The 20,907-nt window shown below is 52.9% G+C and carries 30 protein-coding genes; 4 read left to right on the forward strand and 26 right to left on the reverse strand.

Features of this window, described 5'->3' with window-relative positions; translation table 11 throughout:
* Nucleotides 1-134: 134 nt before the first annotated feature.
* The 11 genes from rpsQ to rpsJ are packed head-to-tail and all read right to left on the reverse strand — an operon-like array spanning nucleotide 135 to nucleotide 5,091.
* Nucleotides 135-389: a 30S ribosomal protein S17 gene (rpsQ, locus tag V1566_RS00905; protein WP_008503489.1), complete on the reverse strand. Its 255-nt coding sequence runs from the start codon at nucleotides 387-389 to the stop codon at nucleotides 135-137.
* Nucleotides 389-580 carry a 50S ribosomal protein L29 gene (rpmC, locus tag V1566_RS00910; protein WP_003863282.1) on the reverse strand — a complete coding sequence of 64 codons (192 nt, stop codon included), beginning with the start codon at nucleotides 578-580 and terminating at the stop codon, nucleotides 389-391. The genes rpsQ and rpmC overlap by 1 nt, the downstream gene beginning before the upstream one ends.
* Nucleotides 580-990, reverse strand: a complete 411-nt coding sequence (gene rplP, locus V1566_RS00915; RefSeq protein ID WP_002919759.1) for a 50S ribosomal protein L16 — start codon at nucleotides 988-990, stop codon at nucleotides 580-582. Before rplP ends, rpmC begins: the two co-directional genes overlap by 1 nt.
* A 12-nt stretch (nucleotides 991-1,002) precedes the next feature.
* Entirely contained in the window at nucleotides 1,003-1,704 is a 702-nt protein-coding gene (gene rpsC / locus V1566_RS00920; protein ID WP_000529945.1) for a 30S ribosomal protein S3, read from the reverse strand.
* A gap of 17 nt (nucleotides 1,705-1,721) precedes the next feature.
* Nucleotides 1,722-2,054 carry a 50S ribosomal protein L22 gene (gene rplV / locus V1566_RS00925; RefSeq protein WP_002919773.1) on the reverse strand — a complete coding sequence of 111 codons (333 nt, stop codon included), beginning with the start codon at nucleotides 2,052-2,054 and terminating at the stop codon, nucleotides 1,722-1,724.
* Between the two features lie 14 nt (nucleotides 2,055-2,068).
* Nucleotides 2,069-2,347, reverse strand: coding sequence for a 30S ribosomal protein S19 (rpsS, locus tag V1566_RS00930; protein ID WP_001138117.1), 279 nt, complete (start codon nucleotides 2,345-2,347; stop codon nucleotides 2,069-2,071).
* Between the two features lie 16 nt (nucleotides 2,348-2,363).
* Nucleotides 2,364-3,185, reverse strand: coding sequence for a 50S ribosomal protein L2 (rplB, locus tag V1566_RS00935; protein WP_000301859.1), 822 nt, complete (start codon nucleotides 3,183-3,185; stop codon nucleotides 2,364-2,366).
* Between the two features lie 17 nt (nucleotides 3,186-3,202).
* Complete coding sequence (gene rplW / locus V1566_RS00940) at nucleotides 3,203-3,505, reverse strand: 50S ribosomal protein L23 (protein WP_000617546.1); 303 nt, start codon at nucleotides 3,503-3,505, stop codon at nucleotides 3,203-3,205.
* Nucleotides 3,502-4,107 carry a 50S ribosomal protein L4 gene (rplD, locus tag V1566_RS00945; protein ID WP_000424395.1) on the reverse strand — a complete coding sequence of 202 codons (606 nt, stop codon included), beginning with the start codon at nucleotides 4,105-4,107 and terminating at the stop codon, nucleotides 3,502-3,504. Before rplD ends, rplW begins: the two co-directional genes overlap by 4 nt.
* 10 nt (nucleotides 4,108-4,117) lie before the next feature.
* Nucleotides 4,118-4,747: a 50S ribosomal protein L3 gene (gene rplC / locus V1566_RS00950; protein ID WP_006178923.1), complete on the reverse strand. Its 630-nt coding sequence runs from the start codon at nucleotides 4,745-4,747 to the stop codon at nucleotides 4,118-4,120.
* A 32-nt stretch (nucleotides 4,748-4,779) separates the two neighbouring features.
* Nucleotides 4,780-5,091: a 30S ribosomal protein S10 gene (rpsJ, locus tag V1566_RS00955; RefSeq protein WP_001181005.1), complete on the reverse strand. Its 312-nt coding sequence runs from the start codon at nucleotides 5,089-5,091 to the stop codon at nucleotides 4,780-4,782.
* Between the two features lie 380 nt (nucleotides 5,092-5,471).
* On the opposite strand from rpsJ, the gene V1566_RS00960 reads away from it, so the two are divergent.
* Nucleotides 5,472-5,945 carry a prepilin peptidase gene (locus V1566_RS00960; protein ID WP_395304818.1) on the forward strand — a complete coding sequence of 158 codons (474 nt, stop codon included), beginning with the start codon at nucleotides 5,472-5,474 and terminating at the stop codon, nucleotides 5,943-5,945.
* Here V1566_RS00960 and bfr read toward each other — a convergent pair.
* The 11 genes from bfr to fkpA all read right to left on the reverse strand — a co-directional run bounded on the left by bfr (nucleotide 5,929) and on the right by fkpA (nucleotide 14,130).
* Nucleotides 5,929-6,405, reverse strand: coding sequence for a bacterioferritin (gene bfr, locus V1566_RS00965; RefSeq protein WP_008503492.1), 477 nt, complete (start codon nucleotides 6,403-6,405; stop codon nucleotides 5,929-5,931). The genes V1566_RS00960 and bfr overlap by 17 nt on opposite strands.
* Nucleotides 6,406-6,477: 72 nt before the next feature.
* A complete protein-coding gene (gene bfd / locus V1566_RS00970) occupies nucleotides 6,478-6,672 on the reverse strand; it encodes a bacterioferritin-associated ferredoxin (protein ID WP_008503493.1) in 195 nt (64 codons plus the stop codon).
* 179 nt (nucleotides 6,673-6,851) lie between these two features.
* Complete coding sequence (tuf, locus tag V1566_RS00975; RefSeq protein WP_014068448.1) at nucleotides 6,852-8,036, reverse strand: elongation factor Tu; 1,185 nt, start codon at nucleotides 8,034-8,036, stop codon at nucleotides 6,852-6,854.
* Nucleotides 8,037-8,105: 69 nt separating this feature from the next.
* Nucleotides 8,106-10,220: an elongation factor G gene (gene fusA, locus V1566_RS00980; protein WP_063144212.1), complete on the reverse strand. Its 2,115-nt coding sequence runs from the start codon at nucleotides 10,218-10,220 to the stop codon at nucleotides 8,106-8,108.
* 96 nt (nucleotides 10,221-10,316) lie between these two features.
* A complete protein-coding gene (rpsG, locus tag V1566_RS00985) occupies nucleotides 10,317-10,787 on the reverse strand; it encodes a 30S ribosomal protein S7 (RefSeq protein ID WP_004106370.1) in 471 nt (156 codons plus the stop codon).
* Nucleotides 10,788-10,883: 96 nt separating this feature from the next.
* Nucleotides 10,884-11,258 carry a 30S ribosomal protein S12 gene (rpsL, locus tag V1566_RS00990; protein WP_000246815.1) on the reverse strand — a complete coding sequence of 125 codons (375 nt, stop codon included), beginning with the start codon at nucleotides 11,256-11,258 and terminating at the stop codon, nucleotides 10,884-10,886.
* 124 nt (nucleotides 11,259-11,382) lie between these two features.
* Nucleotides 11,383-11,670, reverse strand: coding sequence for a sulfurtransferase complex subunit TusB (gene tusB / locus V1566_RS00995; protein ID WP_054830114.1), 288 nt, complete (start codon nucleotides 11,668-11,670; stop codon nucleotides 11,383-11,385).
* A 7-nt stretch (nucleotides 11,671-11,677) separates the two neighbouring features.
* Nucleotides 11,678-12,037: a sulfurtransferase complex subunit TusC gene (gene tusC / locus V1566_RS01000; RefSeq protein ID WP_370733231.1), complete on the reverse strand. Its 360-nt coding sequence runs from the start codon at nucleotides 12,035-12,037 to the stop codon at nucleotides 11,678-11,680.
* On the reverse strand, nucleotides 12,037-12,423 hold the full coding sequence (gene tusD, locus V1566_RS01005) for a sulfurtransferase complex subunit TusD (protein WP_121426097.1): 387 nt from the start codon (nucleotides 12,421-12,423) through the stop codon (nucleotides 12,037-12,039). The genes tusC and tusD overlap by 1 nt, the downstream gene beginning before the upstream one ends.
* On the reverse strand, nucleotides 12,423-13,145 hold the full coding sequence (locus V1566_RS01010) for a transcriptional regulator (protein WP_003861697.1): 723 nt from the start codon (nucleotides 13,143-13,145) through the stop codon (nucleotides 12,423-12,425). The genes tusD and V1566_RS01010 overlap by 1 nt, the downstream gene beginning before the upstream one ends.
* Before the next feature lie 166 nt (nucleotides 13,146-13,311).
* The gene (gene fkpA, locus V1566_RS01015) at nucleotides 13,312-14,130 is read right to left on the reverse strand and encodes an FKBP-type peptidyl-prolyl cis-trans isomerase (RefSeq protein ID WP_023309460.1); all 819 of its coding nucleotides are present in this window, start codon (nucleotides 14,128-14,130) and stop codon (nucleotides 13,312-13,314) included.
* Nucleotides 14,131-14,368: 238 nt separating this feature from the next.
* Between fkpA and V1566_RS01020 the strand changes: the two genes are divergently transcribed.
* Entirely contained in the window at nucleotides 14,369-14,587 is a 219-nt protein-coding gene (locus tag V1566_RS01020; protein ID WP_023309461.1) for a protein SlyX, read from the forward strand.
* A 51-nt stretch (nucleotides 14,588-14,638) separates the two neighbouring features.
* On the opposite strand, the gene slyD is transcribed toward V1566_RS01020, so the two are convergent.
* The 4 genes from slyD to kefG form a co-directional block, all read right to left on the reverse strand.
* A complete protein-coding gene (slyD, locus tag V1566_RS01025; RefSeq protein WP_014833521.1) occupies nucleotides 14,639-15,229 on the reverse strand; it encodes a peptidylprolyl isomerase in 591 nt (196 codons plus the stop codon).
* Nucleotides 15,230-15,323: 94 nt separating this feature from the next.
* Nucleotides 15,324-15,524: a YheV family putative zinc ribbon protein gene (locus V1566_RS01030; protein ID WP_395304819.1), complete on the reverse strand. Its 201-nt coding sequence runs from the start codon at nucleotides 15,522-15,524 to the stop codon at nucleotides 15,324-15,326.
* A gap of 13 nt (nucleotides 15,525-15,537) precedes the next feature.
* Nucleotides 15,538-17,343: a glutathione-regulated potassium-efflux system protein KefB gene (gene kefB, locus V1566_RS01035; protein WP_395304820.1), complete on the reverse strand. Its 1,806-nt coding sequence runs from the start codon at nucleotides 17,341-17,343 to the stop codon at nucleotides 15,538-15,540.
* The gene (gene kefG, locus V1566_RS01040) at nucleotides 17,343-17,897 is read right to left on the reverse strand and encodes a glutathione-regulated potassium-efflux system ancillary protein KefG (RefSeq protein WP_395304821.1); all 555 of its coding nucleotides are present in this window, start codon (nucleotides 17,895-17,897) and stop codon (nucleotides 17,343-17,345) included. Before kefG ends, kefB begins: the two co-directional genes overlap by 1 nt.
* Before the next feature lie 135 nt (nucleotides 17,898-18,032).
* On the opposite strand from kefG, the gene V1566_RS01045 reads away from it, so the two are divergent.
* Complete coding sequence (locus V1566_RS01045; RefSeq protein ID WP_395304822.1) at nucleotides 18,033-19,937, forward strand: ABC transporter ATP-binding protein; 1,905 nt, start codon at nucleotides 18,033-18,035, stop codon at nucleotides 19,935-19,937.
* Between the two features lie 15 nt (nucleotides 19,938-19,952).
* On the forward strand, nucleotides 19,953-20,885 hold the full coding sequence (locus V1566_RS01050; protein ID WP_301512589.1) for a LysR family transcriptional regulator: 933 nt from the start codon (nucleotides 19,953-19,955) through the stop codon (nucleotides 20,883-20,885).
* Nucleotides 20,886-20,907 lie beyond the last annotated feature (22 nt).

The raw sequence follows: 20,907 nt of genomic DNA on the forward strand, positions 1-20,907 counted from the left end.
AGACTCTAAAATCAGAGCCGTTAAAAAGCCCCATATCGAGGGCGCGGCATTATAACACCGCTTCTGCAATATGGGTAGAAAAAATAAACGGCTCATCGCTGAGCCGTTTATTCGTATTGAGAAGGCGTACTGTATTACAGAACCGCTTTCTCTACAACGCGAACCAGCGTCCAGGACTTAGTCTTGGACAGTGGACGGCATTCACGGATTTCAACCTTGTCGCCGATACCACATTCGTTGTTCTCGTCATGTACGTGCAGTTTGGTCGTACGCTTGATGAATTTACCGTAGATCGGGTGTTTCACAATACGTTCGATAGCTACAACAATGGATTTCTCCATTTTGTCGCTAACAACACGACCTTGCAGAGTACGGATTTTATCGGTCATTACGCACCCGCCTTCTGAGTCAGTAAAGTCTTAACGCGTGCAACATTGCGACGCACTTGCTTCAGCAGGTGAGTCTGTTGCAGCTGGCCACTTGCAGCCTGCATACGCAGGTTGAACTGCTCACGCAGCAGGTTCAGCAGCTCAGCGTTCAGCTCTTCAACGCTTTTTTCACGCAGCTCTTTTGCTTTCATTACATCACCGTCTTAGTTACAAAGGTGGTTTTGATAGGCAGTTTCGCTGCTGCCAGGCCGAAGGCTTCACGGGCCAGCTCTTCCGGAACACCGTCCATTTCATAAAGGACTTTGCCCGGTTGGATCAAGGCAACCCAGTACTCCACGTTACCTTTACCTTTACCCATACGAACTTCCAGCGGCTTCTCGGTGATCGGTTTGTCCGGGAATACACGGATCCAGATCTTACCTTGACGCTTAACTGCACGGGTCATTGCACGACGTGCTGCTTCGATCTGACGTGCAGTCAGACGACCACGGCCAACAGCTTTCAGACCGAAAGTGCCGAAGCTAACATCCGTACCCTGCGCCAGACCACGGTTGCGGCCTTTGTGCACTTTACGGAATTTTGTACGCTTTGGTTGTAACATCAGCGACGCTCCTTATTTACGGCCTTTACGCTGCTGCTTTTTAGGTTGAGCAGCCGGTTTTTCCGGTTGTTCAACAGCAGCCATACCACCCAGGATCTCACCTTTGAAGATCCATACCTTAACGCCGATTACACCGTAAGTGGTGTGCGCTTCAGAGGTGTTGTAGTCGATGTCAGCACGCAGAGTGTGCAGCGGTACGCGACCTTCGCGGTACCATTCGGTACGTGCGATTTCCGCGCCGCCCAGACGGCCGCTAACTTCAACTTTGATACCTTTAGCGCCCAGACGCATTGCGTTCTGTACAGCACGCTTCATAGCACGACGGAACATAACACGACGTTCCAGCTGTGAAGTGATGCTGTCAGCAACCAATTTAGCGTCCAGTTCAGGCTTACGAACTTCAGCGATATTGATCTGTGCAGGAACGCCAGCGATATCCGCTACGACCTTGCGCAGTTTTTCTACGTCTTCGCCTTTCTTACCGATAACGATGCCAGGACGAGCAGTGTGAATAGTCACACGGATGCTCTTCGCTGGACGCTCGATAACGATACGAGATACAGACGCTTTAGCCAGTTCCTTAGTCAGGTACTGACGTACTTTAAAATCGCTGTCCAGGTTGTCAGCGAATTCTTTGGTGTTCGCAAACCAGGTAGAGTTCCATGGTTTTACAATACCCAGGCGAATACCATTAGGATGTACTTTCTGACCCATTGCTAGTCTCCAGAGTCTCAGCGATCGGACACAACCACAGTAATGTGGCTGGTGCGCTTCAGGATGCGATCTGCACGACCTTTCGCACGCGGCATAATGCGCTTCATGCTTGGGCCTTCATCTACGAAAATTTTCGCGACTTTCAGATCGTCGATGTCAGCGCCATCGTTGTGTTCAGCGTTAGCAATGGCAGATTCCAGTACTTTCTTGACCAATACCGCAGCTTTCTTGTTGGTATAGGTCAGGATGTCCAGGGCCTGCGACACTTTCTTACCGCGAATCAGGTCAGCAACAAGGCGAACCTTCTGAGCAGAAGAACGAGCATGGCGATGTTGAGCTAAAGTTTCCATCTCTTCCTCCTACCTTATTTCTTCTTCGCTTTTTTATCAGCAGCATGGCCGCGATAAGTACGAGTCGGTGCGAATTCACCCAGTTTGTGACCAACCATTTCGTCGGTAACAAAGACTGGAACGTGCTGACGACCATTATGGACAGCGATGGTCAAACCGATCATGTTAGGAAAGATCGTTGAACGACGGGACCAAGTGCGCAGGGGCTTCTTGTCTCCGCTTTCCACCGCTTTCTCTACCTTCTTCAGCAAGTGCAGGTCAATAAAAGGACCTTTCTTGAGAGAACGTGGCATGGCTTATCCTCTAAAATTATTTGCTACGGCGACGTACGATAAATTTATCAGTACGCTTGTTGCTGCGGGTCTTCTTACCTTTGGTCTGAACGCCCCACGGAGTTACCGGGTGCTTACCAAAGTTACGACCTTCACCACCACCATGTGGGTGGTCGACTGGGTTCATCGCAGTACCGCGAACGGTAGGACGAACACCACGCCAGCGTGCAGCACCTGCTTTACCCAGAACGCGCAGCATATGCTCAGCATTGCCAACTTCGCCCAGAGTAGCGCGGCAGTCTGCTTCGACTTTACGCATTTCACCAGAACGCAGACGCAGGGTGACATAAGCACCATCACGAGCAACGATCTGAACGTAAGTACCAGCGGAACGTGCCAGCTGACCGCCTTTACCTGGTTTCATTTCTACGTTATGAACGGTAGAACCAACCGGGATATTGCGCATCGGCAGGGTGTTGCCTGCTTTGATTGCAGCATCAACGCCAGACTGAATCTGGTCGCCAGCTTTCAGGCCTTTAGGGGCCAGGATGTAACGGCGTTCGCCGTCTTTGTACAGAACCAGCGCGATGTTCGCGGAACGGTTCGGATCGTACTCAAGACGTTCAACAACTGCTGGGATACCGTCTTTGTTGCGTTTGAAGTCAACAATACGATAAGCCTGCTTGTGGCCACCACCGATGTGACGAGTGGTGATACGGCCATTGTTGTTACGACCACCGGATTTGCTGTTTTTTTCCAGCAACGGAGCAAAAGGTTTGCCCTTGTGCAGCTCAGGGTTAACCACTTTAACTACGTGGCGACGACCCGGAGATGTCGGTTTACATTTAACAACTGCCATTGTATTACTCCTCCGACTTACTCAGCGCCGCCAACGAAGTCCAGATTCTGGCCTTCTTTCAGGGTGACGTAAGCTTTTTTCCAGTCGCTACGACGACCGATACGCTGTCCGTGACGTTTAACTTTCCCTTTAACTACCAGGGTGTTAACGACTTCGACTTCGACTTCAAACAGTTTCTGCACAGCAGCTTTGATCTCTGCTTTGGTCGCGTCTTTAGCAACTTTGAGAACGATGGTGTTTGTTTTTTCCATCGCAGTAGACGCTTTTTCAGAAACGTGCGGTGCGCGAAGCACCTTCAGCAGACGTTCTTCACGAATCATGCCAGCATCTCCTCAACTTGCTTAACAGCATCAGCAGTCATTACGACTTTGTCGAAGGCGATCAGGCTAACCGGGTCGATACCAGTCGCATCGCGTACGTCAACCTTGTGCAGGTTACGTGCGGCCAGGAACAGGTTCTCGTCCAGCTCACCGGTGATGATCAGCACATCTTCCAGAGCCATGTCTTTCAGTTTCTGTGCCAGCAGCTTAGTTTTAGGCGCTTCAACAGAGAACTTCTCGACAACGATCAGACGATCCTGACGTACCAGTTCGGACAGGATGCTTTTCAGCGCGCCGCGGTACATCTTTTTGTTAACTTTTTGACTGTGGTCCTGTGGACGCGCAGCGAAGGTCACGCCACCTGAACGCCAGATCGGGCTCTTGATAGAACCTGAACGCGCACGGCCGGTACCTTTCTGGCGCCATGGCTTTTTGCCAGAACCAGTTACTTCAGCACGAGTCTTCTGAGCACGAGTACCCTGACGAGCACCAGCTGCATAAGCAACTACAACCTGGTGAACCAGCGCTTCGTTGAAATCACGACCGAAGGTAGTTTCGGAAACAGTCAGCGCGCTCTGCGCGTCTTTCAATACTAATTCCATTGCTATCCCCTTACGCCTTCACAGCTGGTTTAACGATCAGGTCGCTACCGGTTGCACCCGGAACTGCACCTTTAACCAGCAGCAGGTTGCGCTCAGCGTCAACACGTACTACGTCCAGGCTCTGAACGGTTACACGTTCGTTACCCAGCTGACCTGCCATTTTCTTGCCTTTGAACACTTTGCCCGGAGTCTGGTTCTGACCGATAGAACCCGGAACGCGGTGAGACAAGGAGTTACCGTGGGTAGCGTCCTGGGTACGGAAGTTCCAGCGCTTAACGGTACCAGCAAAACCTTTACCTTTAGAGGTACCGGTTACGTCAACTTTTTTAACGTCAGCAAACAGCTCAACGCTAATGTCCTGACCTACGGTGAACTCTTCGCCTTCAGCAAGACGGAATTCCCACAGACCACGGCCAGCTTCTACGCCAGCTTTAGCGAAGTGACCCGCTTCTGGTTTGGTTACACGGTTAGCTTTTTTAGCACCAGTGGTCACCTGAACAGCGCGGTAGCCATCGTTAGCCAGATCTTTAACCTGGGTAACGCGGTTTGCTTCAACTTCGATTACGGTTACTGGGATTGAAACGCCATCTTCAGTGAAGATGCGGGTCATGCCCACTTTTTTACCGACTAAACCAATCATTGTATCAACCTCTCAATCGCTCGATGACCTGATTAACCCAGGCTGATCTGCACGTCTACACCGGCAGCCAGATCCAGACGCATCAGAGCATCAACGGTTTTCTCAGTTGGCTCAACGATGTCAACCAGACGCTTGTGAGTGCGGATTTCGTACTGATCGCGCGCGTCTTTGTTGACGTGCGGGGAGATCAGAACGGTGAAGCGCTCTTTGCGGGTCGGCAGCGGGATCGGACCACGGACTTGCGCACCAGTGCGCTTAGCAGTCTCGACGATTTCCGCGGTTGATTGATCGATCAGACGATGATCAAACGCTTTAAGGCGGATACGGATTCTTTGGTTCTGCATGAGACCAGAGCTCCAATTATTTTATAAACGAAAATGATTACTCCTCAAACCCATTACGATTGATGGGAGAGTGTAACCGTTCTTACGTAGCTCCCCAATTGGGAGCATTGTTGAGTAACAAAGTGAGCTACTCTGGTTCAGATTGAACCCGCCGTCAATTACGACAAGCCCGCGCATTATACGTAAATCTGGGCAAGACGCAAGTGCCGTTTAGAAATTAAGCGCCTGAGGCGCAGTATGCGTACGCCCGCGCAACAGTTTACGCAATGTATTCCTTCTCAATGCTTTGTCTGGAGCCCCTACGCAATTGTCGTTTTTGTAGATTGCAGGCCAGGCCGATTATGACGAGTATGCGCTCAAACCCTTTTGAGGCCATTTCCATGTTAACCCCCCTCCCCTTTTTGCTGGTCTATTTTTCGCTGACTGCCTTTCTTGTCCGTGCAGATATTCGTGACGGACTGCTTCCCGATAAATTTCTCTGCCCGCTGTTATGGACTGGCCTGCTCTTTCAGCTCTGTATCCACCCTGATTTTCTGCCGAGTGCGGTGCTGGGTGCGATGGCCGGATATACCGGCTTTGCCGTTATTTACTGGGGATATCGGTTTATCTGTCGGCGTGAAGGGATGGGATATGGTGATGTAAAATACCTGGCGGCGCTTGGTGCGTGGCATGGCTGGTGCATACTGCCTATGCTGGCGTTACTCGCTGCGCTTATGGCGCTACTTAGCATTCTTGTGTTTTCGTTACTCACCCCTGATAAAGGGGCATTAAAAAACCCACTGCCTTTTGGGCCATTTCTGGCAGCAGCGGGTTTATGCGTAGGCTGGAAGACGGTGGTTACTCTTCCACTTTAATCTGCGACTGAAGGTAGTTCTGCAGGCCGATTTTAGCAATCAGGTCCAGCTCCGTTTCCAGCCAGTCAATGTGGCCTTCTTCATCGGCCAGGATCTGGATCATCATATCGCGACTGACGTAGTCATGTACGCTGTCTGCGTAGGCAATGGCTTCACGGAGATCTTTGGCGCCTTCAAGCTCCAGCCTGAGGTCGGAACGCAGCATCTCTTCGACATCTTCTCCGATGCCCAGCTTTCCGAGATCCTGCAGGTTTGGAATGCCTTCAAGGAATAAAATACGCTCGATATATTTATCGGCGTGCTTCATTTCATCGATCGATTCATGGTACTCAACGTCGTTCAGACGTTTAAGCCCCCAGTTTTTGAACATTCTCGCGTGAAGAAAGTACTGGTTAATTGCGACAAGCTCATTTCCCAATAATTTATTGAGATAACTTATGATTTTAACATCACCTTTCATTATATAGTCCCTCCGCTTCCACTCATTGAAGCGTAGATCGGGCTACAGGGATGTCAAAAAAAAGATGGGCGCTTACGCGATCTCTTTGTATTCCGGGATCTGCATCAATTCGTCCTGCATGATCTCTCGCGCAGCACGTACACATTTACCGCATTGATTTCCCACCGGAACAAATTTGCGTAGCTGCTGAAATGACTGAGGCTGAAACTGGCGAACGGCCTGACGTATTTTCTTGTCGCTTACACCATTACATAAACAAACGTACATAGAGACTCCCGTTCAAATTATGCGCAAAGTGTAAGTGAGAATGGTTATGATTACAATAGCACAAGCACCACAATACGGGGCGGGAGCAGGCAAAAAATGCGAAATTTTGTGACAGTGCCTGAATGGCAGAAAACAAAAAAGGACGCCGAAGCGTCCTTTTTTTATTCAGGGATAATTAATTAGCCCAGAACTTTAGCAACAACGCCCGCGCCAACGGTACGGCCGCCTTCACGGATTGCGAAACGCAGACCGTCGTCCATCGCGATTGGGTGGATCAGAGTCACAACCATCTTGATGTTGTCACCTGGCATTACCATCTCAACGCCTTCTGGCAGTTCGATGGTACCGGTCACGTCAGTTGTACGGAAGTAGAACTGTGGGCGGTAGCCTTTGAAGAACGGAGTATGACGGCCGCCTTCGTCTTTGGACAGGATGTACACTTCAGATTCGAACTTGGTGTGTGGCTTGATTGAGCCTGGCTTCGCCAGAACCTGACCACGTTCGATTTCTTCACGTTTGATACCACGCAGCAGAACGCCAACGTTCTCACCAGCACGGCCTTCGTCCAGCAGTTTGCGGAACATTTCAACGCCAGTACAGGTAGACTTCGCAGTCTCTTTGATACCAACGATTTCAACTTCTTCGCCAACTTTGATGATACCGCGCTCTACACGACCGGTAACAACGGTACCACGACCGGAGATGGAGAATACGTCTTCGATTGGCAGCAGGAATGGCTTGTCAATCGCACGCTCTGGTTCTGGGATGTAAGAATCCAGGAAGCCAGCCAGTTCGATGATTTTCGCTTCCCACTCAGCTTCGCCTTCCAGCGCTTTCAGAGCAGAACCACGAACGATTGGGGTATCGTCGCCTGGGAAATCGTACTGAGACAGCAGTTCGCGAACTTCCATCTCTACCAGTTCCAGCAGCTCTTCGTCATCAACCATGTCGCATTTGTTCAGGAACACGATGATGAAAGGAACGCCTACCTGACGACCCAGCAGGATGTGCTCACGAGTCTGAGGCATTGGGCCGTCAGTCGCAGCAACAACCAGGATCGCGCCGTCCATCTGCGCAGCACCGGTGATCATGTTTTTAACATAGTCGGCGTGGCCTGGGCAGTCTACGTGTGCGTAGTGGCGAGTCGGGGTGTCATATTCAACGTGGGAAGTGTTGATGGTGATACCACGTGCTTTTTCTTCTGGCGCGTTATCGATCTGGTCGAATGCGCGAGCAGAACCACCGTAGGTTTTAGCCAGAACGGTAGTGATTGCAGCAGTCAGGGTAGTTTTACCATGGTCAACGTGGCCGATAGTACCAACGTTGACGTGCGGTTTTGTACGTTCAAATTTTTCTTTAGACACGGCTATATTCCTTACTATAGTGCTCTCCCCTGTGGAGAGAGCACGGGACTTAGGTTTTAATCCTGTGGATTACTTACCACGGGCTTCAATAACGGCCTGAGCAACGTTGTTAGGCGCATCATCATACTTCAGGAATTCCATGGTGTATGATGCACGACCTTTGGTCAGAGAACGCAGCTGAGTTGCATATCCGAACATTTCAGACAGCGGAACTTCAGCGTGGATCTTAACGCCAGTTACTTCGGATTCCTGACCACGCAGCATACCGCGACGACGGCTCAAGTCACCGATAACGTCACCGGTGTTCTCTTCAGGAGTTTCTACTTCAACCTTCATGATTGGTTCAAGCAGAACTGGTTTTGCTTTCTTAAAGCCTTCTTTAAAGGCAATAGACGCAGCCAGTTTAAACGCCAGTTCAGAGGAGTCAACGTCGTGGTAAGAACCGAAGTGCAGACGAACACCCATGTCAACAACCGGATAGCCAGCCAGAGGGCCCGCTTTCAGCTGTTCCTGAATGCCTTTATCAACGGCTGGGATGTATTCGCCAGGAATTACACCACCTTTGATGTCGTTGATGAACTCGTAACCTTTCGGGTTAGAGCCCGGCTCCAGTGGGTACATGTCGATCACAACGTGACCGTACTGACCGCGACCACCAGACTGCTTAGCGTGTTTACCTTCAACATCGGTAACTTTCGCGCGAATCGCTTCGCGGTAAGCAACCTGAGGTTTACCCACGTTCGCTTCAACGTTGAATTCACGCTTCATACGGTCAACGATGATGTCCAGGTGCAGTTCACCCATACCAGCGATGATGGTCTGGTTAGATTCTTCATCAGTCCATACGCGGAATGATGGGTCTTCTTTCGCCAGACGGCCCAGAGCCAGACCCATTTTTTCCTGGTCAGCTTTGGTTTTTGGTTCAACTGCGATGGAGATTACCGGCTCAGGGAATTCCATACGCTCCAGAATGATCGGGTGATCTGGGTCACACAGGGTGTCACCAGTAGTCACGTCTTTCAGACCGATAGCTGCAGCGATGTCGCCCGCACGAACTTCTTTGATCTCTTCACGTTTGTTAGCGTGCATCTGTACGATACGGCCAAAACGTTCACGCGCCGTTTTCACTGAGTTCAGGATGGTGTCACCGGAGTTAACCACACCAGAGTAAACGCGGAAGAAGGTCAGGTTACCCACGAATGGGTCGGTAGCAATTTTGAACGCCAGTGCAGAGAATGGCTCTTCGTCGCTTGCATGACGCTCAGCCGGAGTATCTTTACCGTCGTCCAGGATGCCGTTGATCGCAGGAACGTCAACCGGGGATGGCAGGTAGTCAACTACCGCATCCAGCATCGCCTGAACACCTTTGTTCTTGAACGCAGAACCACAGGTTACTAGGATGATTTCGTTGTTCAGAACGCGCTGACGCAGAGCTTTTTTGATCTCTTCTTCAGTCAGTTCTTCACCACCCAGGTATTTCTCCATCAGCTCTTCAGAAGCTTCAGCAGCGGATTCGATCAGGTTCTGGTGCCATTCGTCAGCCAGGTCCTGCATTTCAGCCGGGATATCTTCGTATTCGAAGGTAACGCCCTGGTCTGCATCGTTCCAGTTGATGGCTTTCATTTTCACCAGGTCGATAACGCCGGTGAAGCCTTCTTCAGCACCAATTGCCAGCTGCAGCGGAACAGGGTTCGCGCCCAGACGGGATTTGATCTGACCAACAACTTTCAGGAAGTTAGCACCCATACGGTCCATTTTGTTAACGAACGCGATGCGTGGAACTTTATATTTGTTCGCCTGACGCCATACGGTCTCAGACTGTGGCTGAACACCACCAACTGCGCAATAAACCATTACCGCGCCGTCAAGAACACGCATGGAACGTTCTACTTCGATGGTGAAGTCAACGTGGCCCGGGGTGTCGATGATGTTTACGCGATGCGGTTCGTACTGCTTAGCCATACCTGACCAGAATGCAGTAGTCGCTGCGGAGGTGATAGTAATACCACGCTCCTGCTCCTGTTCCATCCAGTCCATGGTGGCTGCGCCGTCATGAACTTCACCGATTTTGTGGTTTACACCGGTGTAGAACAGAATACGTTCGGTAGTAGTGGTTTTACCGGCGTCGATGTGCGCACTGATACCGATGTTACGGTAGCGTGCGATGGGTGTTGTACGAGCCATTTGATTCCTCGTTTATATCTTTAGGCGTTCAGTTAAGTTACCCAGAGCGGGCGGCTTCTCTGAAGCGCCCGCCTGGTGACTAATACTCCGAAGGGATTACCAACGGTAGTGTGCGAACGCCTTGTTGGCTTCTGCCATACGGTGAACGTCTTCACGTTTCTTAACTGCAGTACCTTTGTTGTCTGCAGCATCAGAAAGTTCGTTCGCCAGACGCAGAGCCATGGATTTATCACCGCGTTTACGAGCAGCTTCAACGATCCAACGCATTGCCAGAGCATTACGACGAACCGGACGAACTTCAACTGGAACCTGATAAGTAGAACCACCAACGCGGCGGGACTTAACTTCTACGGTTGGGCGAACGTTGTCGAGAGCGACTTCGAAAGCTTCCAGTTCATTTTTACCAGAACGCTGAGCCAGGGTCTCAAGCGCGCTGTATACGATTGCTTCTGCAGTAGATTTTTTACCATCTACCATCAGGATATTTACAAATTTTGCCAGCAGTTCTGATCCGAATTTCGGATCTGGAAGAATTTTACGCTGACCAATGACGCGACGACGTGGCATGGGAATACTCCGTTGTTAATTCAGGATTGTCCAAAACTCAAAGAGTTTAGTGTGACATTAAGATAAATCAGTTTGGCCTTACTTAACGGAGAACCATTAAGCCTTAGGACGCTTCACGCCGTACTTGGAGCGAGCCTGCTTACGGTCTTTAACACCTGAGCAGTCGAGCGCACCACGAACGGTGTGGTAACGAACACCCGGAAGGTCTTTAACACGACCGCCACGGATCAGGATCACGGAGTGTTCCTGCAGGTTGTGACCTTCACCACCGATGTAGGAAGTCACTTCGAAACCGTTAGTCAAACGCACACGGCATACTTTACGCAGTGCGGAGTTTGGTTTTTTAGGAGTGGTGGTATATACACGAGTACATACACCACGTTTCTGCGGGCAGGCTTCCAGCGCAGGCACGTTGCTCTTTGCAACTTTGCGTGCGCGTGGTTTGCGTACCAGCTGGTTAACTGTTGCCATTAAATAGCTCCTGGTTTTAGCTTTTGCTTCGTAAACACGTAATAAATCGACCTCATACAATATGAGGACGCGAAATTTTAGGGCTACGTCGAAAAGGTGTCAAGAAATATACAGCGATCTCAGATCACCAGTTCATTTGACTGGCGTGCGTCACAGTAAGATTGACGAAATCAGTATAGCCAACCACGTCAATTTTGGCTGAAATTTGACCAGAAAGACCCCGCGCATCCAGATCGTCTTTCAGCGCAGAGACTGTTATTGGGGCATTCGTGAGAATTTCAACGAAACGACTGCCTTCCAGTGCGGCAAGCACGCCATCCTGAATCAGCAGCAGGTCATCACCTTCGCGCAGCATACTCAGTAACGCGTCGGTATCACATTGCCATGGTGAATGGCTCAGAGTATGGAGCATGACGGCCTCAGAAAGTCAGAATAGTGTCGTAGTGGGAAAGGTGTTCGCGCAATGCAGCAGAAGACAGGACTGTCGCATCCAGTACGAAAGGCGTTGCCTCGTTTAAACCACGCGCGGCCAAAGAGTCAGCACAAACATAGAAGGTTTCGATATCGTAAAGCGGTAACACTTTGAACGTCGCGATGTAATCACGCGCCAGAATGGCCTGAGGCTGTTGCCCCGCCAGAAGCTGAAATACGCCGTCGCCCAAAAAGAAGACACCGATATCTTCGGTCAATGCTGATGTCGCGAGCAGCGCATCCAGCCCTTCTCGGCCAGAAGCGCTGCCGTGCGGCGCAGACGTAAAAACAAATGCCACGCGCTTCATCAGAATTGCACCACTCTGTCGCAGGTTAATGCCGCCTGTGCCAGTGCCCCCAGACCACTCAACGAAAAACCGGGCTGCAGGTTAGAACCCGATAAACCAAGACGCGCGGCTTCGGTTGCATCGGTCACCCCGCGGCGCAGAGCCGCCGCCACGCAGATGTGCAGTTCTACGCCCTGCTTTTCGTTTAATGCCTGCCAGCCGCGCACCAGATCGAACTCATCGCTCGCCGGTGACGTAAACTGATTCGCGTTATACACCCCTTCCCGATAGAAGAAGACGCTCGCCAGCTCATGCCCGGCCGCCAGTAGCGCATGCGCAAACTGCAGCGCGCTGCTGGCCTGCTGAGTACCGTACGCCGGGCCTGTCACCATTAACGCAAAACGCATTACTTGTCTTGCCCCAGGAAATCGCCGCTTTTGAACTGGCGAATATAGAGGTAGACCGTGTGCTTGGAGATGTTCAGACGATCGGCCACCTGGTTGATGGCGTCTTTAATATCAAAAATTCCTTTCTCATAGAGATTGAGCACGATCTGACGATTCTTGGCGTTGTTCGAGACGTTGCGATCGGCATTCACCTCTTCAATCGTAAACTCAAGCGTCTGCGTCACCAAATCTTCAACGGAGGAGGCAAAGTTAACAGAAGAGCCAACGTCCGGCGTTTCTGGTGGAATAAAGGTGCTCATGATTTGCGAGAATGGCACATCAAGGTTCATGTTGATGCACAGCAGCCCAATAACACGATGCTCGCGGTTTCGAATCGCGATGGTTTCTGATTTCATCAGCACGCCGCTTTTGGCGCGGGTGAAATAGCATTTGGAGACGCTGCTGTCCGCGCCGGTCATGTCATGCAGCATACGCAATGCAAGGTCGGTAATTGGCGAACCAATTTTACGGCCAGTATGCTCACCATTCGCAATGCGGATGGCGGAACACTTCAGATCTTGCAGGGAGTGCAATACGATTTCGCAGTGGGAGCCAATGAGCATCGCTAACCCGTCCACTACCGCTTCATAGGATTTCAGAATATCGAAGTCGGTCTGATCGAAAGGACGTTGATCCAGCAAATCAAGTTCACTGGTTTCGTTGGTTAAAAGCGACCTGGACATGAAAAAAACACTCCTTTTCAGGAGCCTGTCGTTAGGTTTTCAGGGCAGGCTCATTATCTACACGGACAACTAAATTAATACAGCGTGCCTAACGCTTTCCAGTGTTAATTATATCTGCCCCACAATAAAAAACCGCCGCCTTAAAGGCGGCGGTTTTTTTTCAGCATTACTTCTTAGCAGCAGCGGCTTTATCGTCAGCCGGCGCGTCTGCTTTGGCATCCGCTTTCGGTGCCGGTTTGATGTCCAGCAGCTCTACGTCAAAGACCAGCGTAGAGTTGGCAGGGATACCCGGAACGCCGGTTTTGCCATAGGCCAGATCCGGTGGGATAACCATCTTGATCTTGCCGCCTTTCTTGATGTTTTTCAGGCCTTCAGTCCAGCCCGGGATAACGCCGTCCAGACGGAAGGAGAGCGGCTCACCGCGGGTGTAAGAGTTGTCGAACTCTTTACCGTCGATCAGCGTACCTTTGTAGTTCACAACAACGGTGTCGCTGTCTTTAGGCGCATCGCCGGTGCCTTCTTTCTCAACTTTGTACACCAGGCCAGTAGAAGAGGTTTTCACACCCTTCTCTTTAGCAAAGGTATCGCGGTAGGCTTTGCCTTTCGCTTCGTTGTCTTTCGCGTCCGCGTCCATCTTAGTCTGCGCGGCACCCTTCACGCGCGCTTCAAACGCCTGCAGAGTCTGTTCGATTTCCTGGTCAGACAGCTTGCTCTTATCTGCAAATGCGTCCTGAACGCCCGCGATCAGCTGAGCTTTATCCAGTTTGATGCCCAGTTTCTCTTGTTCTTTCAGAGAGTTTTCCATGTAACGACCCAGAGATGCGCCCAGTGCATAGGCGGATTTCTGGTCGTCATTTTTGAACGCCGCTTTGCTGTCTGCAGTGGCAGCAGGCTTCGCAGCAGTATCAGCCGCGAACGACAGCGGCGCGTTCAGCGCAACAGCCATCGTCGTCGCCAGCAGCGTTACTTTAAACAGTGATTTCATCCATATCTCCAGGGCCTGGGGACTCTCACCCCAGCGTTAAACGTAAATGAGTTACGTACTATAAAACGTTGCGGAAGAAATCTACAGACAGACACTTCCAATTCTCGCCACTTTTCAGACTATTTTTGTTTAAATAAGTTTCCTGCCAAAGGGATGCGGACTGTACTTAAGGATAAACTCGGTTAAACTGCGCCGCCGCAGGGCCATTATGGCGAATCTGAAATAAACGAGGTGAATGATGAAGGATACAGCAATAGAAGCGAGAATGGCTGAGCTGGAAAGCCGCCTGGCTTTTCAGGACATCACCATCGAAGAGCTAAACCAGACCGTGACCGCACATGAGCTTGAAATGGCAAAACTGCGGGATCATATGCGCCTGCTGACGGAAAAGCTGAAGGCCACGCAGCCGTCAAACATTGCCTCTCAGTCAGAAGAGACGCCACCTCCTCATTATTGAGGCGTAAAAAAAGCGGGATTATCCCGCTTTTTTATTTTCCGCATGACGGAATTAGTGGCAGCCGCAGCCGCCGTTACCGCAACCACCTTTACCATGGTCGTGACCATGATCGTGATCGTGGCCGTGACCACCGCAGCAGCCGTCATGGCCGTGATCGTGGTCATGGTCGTGACCGTGCGCACCGTGAACGTGGCCATGAGCCAGCTCTTCTTCGGTCGCTTCACGGATCGCAACAACTTCTACGTTGAATTTCAGGTTCTGGCCAGCCAGCATGTGGTTACCGTCAACCACGACGTGGTCATCTTCCACTTCGGTGATTTCAACAGGAACCGGGCCCTGGTCAGTTTCAGCCAGGAAGCGCATGCCAACCTGCAGTTCGTCAACGCCCATGAACACGTCTTTAGGAACGCGCTGAACCAGGTTGTCGTCATACTGACCGTAAGCGTCGTTCGCGCCCACAGCAACGTCAAATTTGTCGCCAACTTCATGACCTTCCAGCGCGTTTTCCAGGCCGGAAATCAGGGAACCGTGACCATGCAGGTAGTCAAGCGGCGCACTCACCGGAGACTCATCAACCAACACACCGTCTTCTGTACGTACCTGATAGGCCAGGCTGACCACCAGGTCTTTTGCTACTTTCATGATATCTCCTGAGCGTGGGAAAATTGCTGGCGCAGATTGTAGCGGAAATCTGCACCCGTGTACCCTTTAGCTTAAAAAAACTCAGGGCATATCGCTAGTCCGGATGAAAAATCCCGATAACTTGCTCTTCTTTGCGAACGTGATCGAGGGCCTCTTTATCGGCCTCACGCATCTGGTGACCGCACTTAACACACTCAACAACATCAATATTATTTTCCCGCCACATCGCCAGGGTATCTTGCGCCTGGCAGGTCGGGCATTTTGCACCCGCAATAAAGCGTTTACGTACAGCCATTTTTCGTTACCCTTTATTCAAATTCATCCCAGCCATCGAGCTGCCGTCGTTCCTGCTGCATCTCTCGCTGGAAGATCTCCTCCAGCTCGCGACGCGCTTCCCGCACGCGAGAGATCTGCGCCGTATCGGTATGAACCGGCATCAGCTCGCGCAGCATCCGCATATCCAGCCGGCGGAAGTGCATCTGGGCGCGCTGCGCCTGATGCGGATGCATGCCGAGCGAGATCAGCGCTTTACGGCCCAGCTCCAGCGCACTGGAGAACGTCTCACGGGAGAAGTGTTTCACACCCGCCTGCAACAGTTCGTGAGCTTCAACACGTCCCCGCGCACGCGCCAGAATATGCAGATGCGGGAAATGCTGCTGGCACAACTCCACCAGCTTCATCGTGTCTTCCGGATCGTTACAGGTAATCACGATGGACTCTGCCGCTTCCGCCCCCGCCGAGCGCAGCAGCTCGAGCTGGGTCGCATCGCCGTAGTAAACCTTATAGCCATATTTGCGCATCAGGTTGACCGCGCTGATATCCCGCTCCAGCACCGTAATGCGCATTTTGTTCGCCATCAGCAAACGTCCGATAACTTGTCCGAAACGGCCAAAGCCCACCACAATCACCTGCGGCTTGTCGTCTTCCACCCACGGCGCTTCGTCTTCATCGTCAGCTGGATTCAGGCGACGCGACAGCAGTTTATCCACCAGCTTCATCAGCAGCGGCGTGGTCATCATAGACAGCGTGACCGTCACCAGCAAAAGCGCCATCTGATCGTCTTTAAACAGCTTCTGGGAGGAGGCGGTCGAGAACAGCACAAACGCGAACTCACCCCCCTGGCTTAACACGCTGGCAAACTGCATGCGTTCCGAACTGCGCAGCCCGTAGATACGTGACATGACGTACAGCACCAGCATCTTCACCGCCACCAGGATGGCAACGCTCACTATCACCCACAGCAGATGGGTATAGAGCACGCCAAGGTTGAGCGCCATCCCTACCGAAATAAAGAACAGGCCCAACAGCAGCCCTTTGAAAGGATCGATGGCAATTTCCAGCTCGTGCCGATACTCGCTCTCCGCCAGCAGCACCCCGGCGATAAAGGTCCCGAGTGCCATCGACAGCCCCAGCGCGTCCATAAATAACGCCGATCCCAGCACCAGCAGCAACGTCGCGGCGGTGAACACCTCGCGAACGCCCGACGCGGCAATAAAGCGGAACACGGGACGTAACAGGAAACGCCCGCCGATCAGCATGCCCGCGAAGGCCAGCACCTTCATGGCAATTTTAGCCCAGTCGAAGTGATCGTCCCCGGAACCCGCCAGCAGCGGCACCAGCGCCAGCGCCGGGATCACCGCCAAATCCTGGAACAGCAGCACCGAAAAGCCCAGCTGACCGGCTTCGTTGCGATTCATCCCTTTATCACGCATCAGCTGCAGCGCCATCGCCGTCGACGACATCGCAAGGCCTATCCCGCCAATCACCGCCGCCTGCCATGAAAAATGGGTCAGCATTAACAGGCCGCCCAGGATCGCGGCGCTGAACAACACCTGCGCGGCGCCCACGCCAAAGATAGAGCGTCGGAGTTGCCACAATTTCGAAGGATTCAGCTCCAGGCCGATGATGAACATCAGGAACACCACGCCCAGTTCAGAGAAGTGGAGGATCTCATCTACATCGCTGATGAATCCCAGTCCCCAGGGACCAATCGCGATCCCCGCCAGCAGATAACCCAACACCGCACCGATACCAATGCGCGCAGCAAGCGGCACCGCAACGACGGCCGCAAATAAAAACAGCACCCCGGCAAGGAGCAAATTCGATCCTTCCATTAACGACCTCCTGCCGGAATCGGTGACGCGAGCCATTCACCGTAGGCTCTGGCGTGGCTTGCCAGTTCTTTCGGATCCTGCCGCCGCGCCCAGTAGATAATAATCGGGCTCATCCAGTGCATACGGCACATCGCCGCCGTCAGCTCGAAAGGCCGCAGGATGTCGCTCATCGGATAACGATTCAGCCCATCGTGACGGTAAGCGCTTTCGGGTTCACCGGTCGTAATCACACTACGCCAGTACTTTCCCGCCAGTTGGTTGCCCCCCACCCCGCTGGAAAAGCCCCGGCTCAGCACGCGGTCCAGCCACTCTTTGAGCAGCGCCGGACAGCTATAGGTATAAAGCGGATGCTGGAACACAATCACGTCATGCTGACGCAGCAGCTCCTGCTCGTAAGGGATATCAATAAAGAAATCAGGATAGTGCGCGTAGAGATCGTGCACCGTCACGTTGCTGAGCTGTGTGGCCGGCTTAAGCAGCACCCGGTTTGCCACCGAGTCCTGAGATTCCGGATGGGCATACAGCAGCAGCACTTTTGCTGTCTGAGACATCATTCCCCTCCCGGTCTTGTTTCTGTTTTTGTGTATCGTCGTTGTTTTGGGCTACCATGGCGGCCCGGTGCGGAAAATGGCGCACACCTTACATTATCATAATGACAAATTAACATAGTCGGAACATACGGCGCTTCTATGATTGTTTTCTCCTCGTTACAAATTCGTCGCGGCGTGCGCGTCCTGCTGGATAACGCCACTGCTACCATCAATCCAGGCCAAAAAGTGGGTCTGGTCGGCAAAAACGGCTGTGGTAAATCCACTCTGCTGGCGCTGCTGAAAAACGAGATTAGCGCGGATGGCGGTAACTTTACCTTCCCGGGGAACTGGCAGCTCGCCTGGGTAAACCAGGAGACGCCGGCGCTGAGCGAACCGGCACTCGACTATGTTATCGACGGCGACCGTGAATACCGTAAGCTCGAGGCGGAACTTCATTCTGCTAACGAGCGCAACGACGGTCACGCCATCGCCACCGTTCACGGCAAGCTGGACGCCATCGACGCGTGGACTATTCGCTCCCGCGCCTCCAGCCTGCTGCACGGACTGGGCTTCAGCAATGAACAGCTGGAACGCCCGGTCAGCGACTTCTCCGGCGGCTGGCGTATGCGCCTCAACCTGGCGCAGGCGCTGATCTGCCGCTCTGACCTGCTGCTGCTCGATGAACCGACTAACCACCTCGATCTCGATGCGGTTATTTGGCTGGAGAAGTGGCTCAAGAGCTATCAGGGCACTCTGATTCTGATCTCCCACGACCGCGACTTCCTTGACCCGGTGGTGGATAAAATCATTCATATCGAGCAGCAAACGATGTTCGAGTACACCGGCAACTACAGCTCCTTCGAGCGCCAGCGCGCGACGCGTCTTGCCCAGCAGCAGTCCATGTACGAAAGCCAGCAGCAGCGCGTGGCGCACCTGCAGAGCTTTGTGGATCGCTTTAAGGCTAAAGCGTCAAAAGCCAAGCAGGCCCAGAGCCGCATCAAGATGCTGGAACGCATGGAGATGATTGCCCCGGCGCACGTGGATAACCCGTTCCACTTCAGCTTCCGCGAGCCGGAAAGCCTGCCAAACCCGCTCCTGAAGATGGAGAAGGTCAGCGCGGGCTATGCCGACCGCATTATTCTCGATTCCATCAAGCTCAATCTGGTGCCGGGTTCGCGCATTGGCCTGCTGGGGCGCAATGGTGCCGGTAAATCGACGCTGATCAAGCTGCTGGCGGGCGAGCTTAATCCGGTCAGCGGTGAAATCGGCCTGGCGAAGGGCATTAAGCTAGGCTACTTCGCCCAGCATCAGCTGGAATTTTTACGCGCGGATGAATCGCCGATTCAGCACCTCGCGCGTCTGGCGCCGCAGGAGATGGAGCAGAAGCTGCGCGACTATCTCGGCGGCTTTGGCTTCCAGGGCGATAAGGTGACTGAAAACACCGAGCGCTTCTCCGGCGGCGAAAAAGCCCGTCTGGTGCTGGCGCTGATCGTCTGGCAGCGCCCGAACCTGCTGCTGCTCGATGAACCGACCAACCACCTGGATCTCGACATGCGCCAGGCGCTAACCGAAGCGCTGATTGAGTTCGAAGGCGCGCTGGTAGTGGTCTCGCACGACCGTCACCTGATCCGCTCCACCACGGACGATCTCTATTTAGTGCACGGCGGCAAAGTCGAACCGTTCGACGGCGATCTGGAAGACTACCAGCAGTGGCTGACGGACGTGCAGAAGCAGGAAAACCAGCCGGAAGAGTCGGCAAAAGACAACGCCAACAGCGCGCAGGCGCGTAAAGACCAGAAGCGTCGTGAAGCGGAGCTTCGCACCCAGACGCAGCCGCTGCGTAAAGAGATTGCCCGTCTCGAAAAAGAGATGGAAAAACTCAACGCCACGCTGGCTATCGTTGAGGAAAAGCTCGGCGACAGCGGTCTGTATGACCAGAGCCGCAAGGCTGAGCTGACGGACTGCCTGCAAACGCAGGCGAAGACCAAATCCAGCCTCGAAGAGTGCGAAATGGCGTGGCTGGACGCGCAGGAACAGCTGGAAGCGATGCTGCAGGCTGAATAACACGCCGGGAGGGTTATGAGTTTCGATATCACGAGCGAGATTACGTTCCGCAAGCTCAGCATCTTCATGACGTTTATGGAGAAAGGGAATATCGCGCGTACCGCCGAAACTCTGGGCCTGAGCGGCGTGAGCGTGCACCGCGCGCTGCACACGCTGGAAGAGAACGTGCGCTGCCCGCTCTTTACCCACAAGGGGCGCAACCTGATTGCCCTGCCTTCCGCCTGGACGCTGCTGGAGTATTGCCAGGAGGTGATGCAGGTGATGGAGCGCGGGCTGGAAGAGTCGCGCAAAATCGCCGGGATCGGCCAGGGGCGGCTGCGCGTGGGCACGCTCTACTCCCTGACGCTGGAAACCGTGCCGCGCCTGATTATGGGCATGAAGCTGCGCCGTCCGGATCTGGAGATGGATCTGACGATGGGCTCCAACGACACCCTGCTGCACATGCTGGATGAAGGCTCGCTGGACGCGATTCTTATCTCCATCTCCGAAAGCGACATCGACCGCAACAGTCTTGAGGTTCTGCCGCTGTTCCATGACGACATCTTCCTCGCCGCACCGGCTTCCGCCACGCTGAATACACGCGGCCCCGCGGATCTGCGTGATTATAAAGACCAGAAATTTGTCGCTCTTGCTGAAGGGTTCGCCACGTATGCAGGGTTTCAGGAAGCGTTTCATATCGCCGGGTTCGAACCGGAGATTGTTACCCGGGTGAATGACATCTTCTCGATGCTGAGCCTGGTACAGGCAGGCGTGGGTTTTACGCTGATGCCGGGCAGGATGAAGAAGGTCTACGAGAATTCGGTACAGCTGTTGAAGCTGGCGGAGCCATACCAGATGCAGCAGCTGATCGCGATTGTCTTTGCCCGCAACCGCGAGCAGGACCCGAGCCTGCGGGCATTAGCCGCCGAAGGGCGGATGTATGCGCGCAGTTTGCAGGAAAGTGTGTGATACAAAACAAGACAACCGAACC

It is taken from the genome of Enterobacter sp. ECC-019, from assembly GCF_043974075.1.
Classification (GTDB): Bacteria; Pseudomonadota; Gammaproteobacteria; order Enterobacterales; family Enterobacteriaceae; genus Enterobacter; species Enterobacter asburiae_D.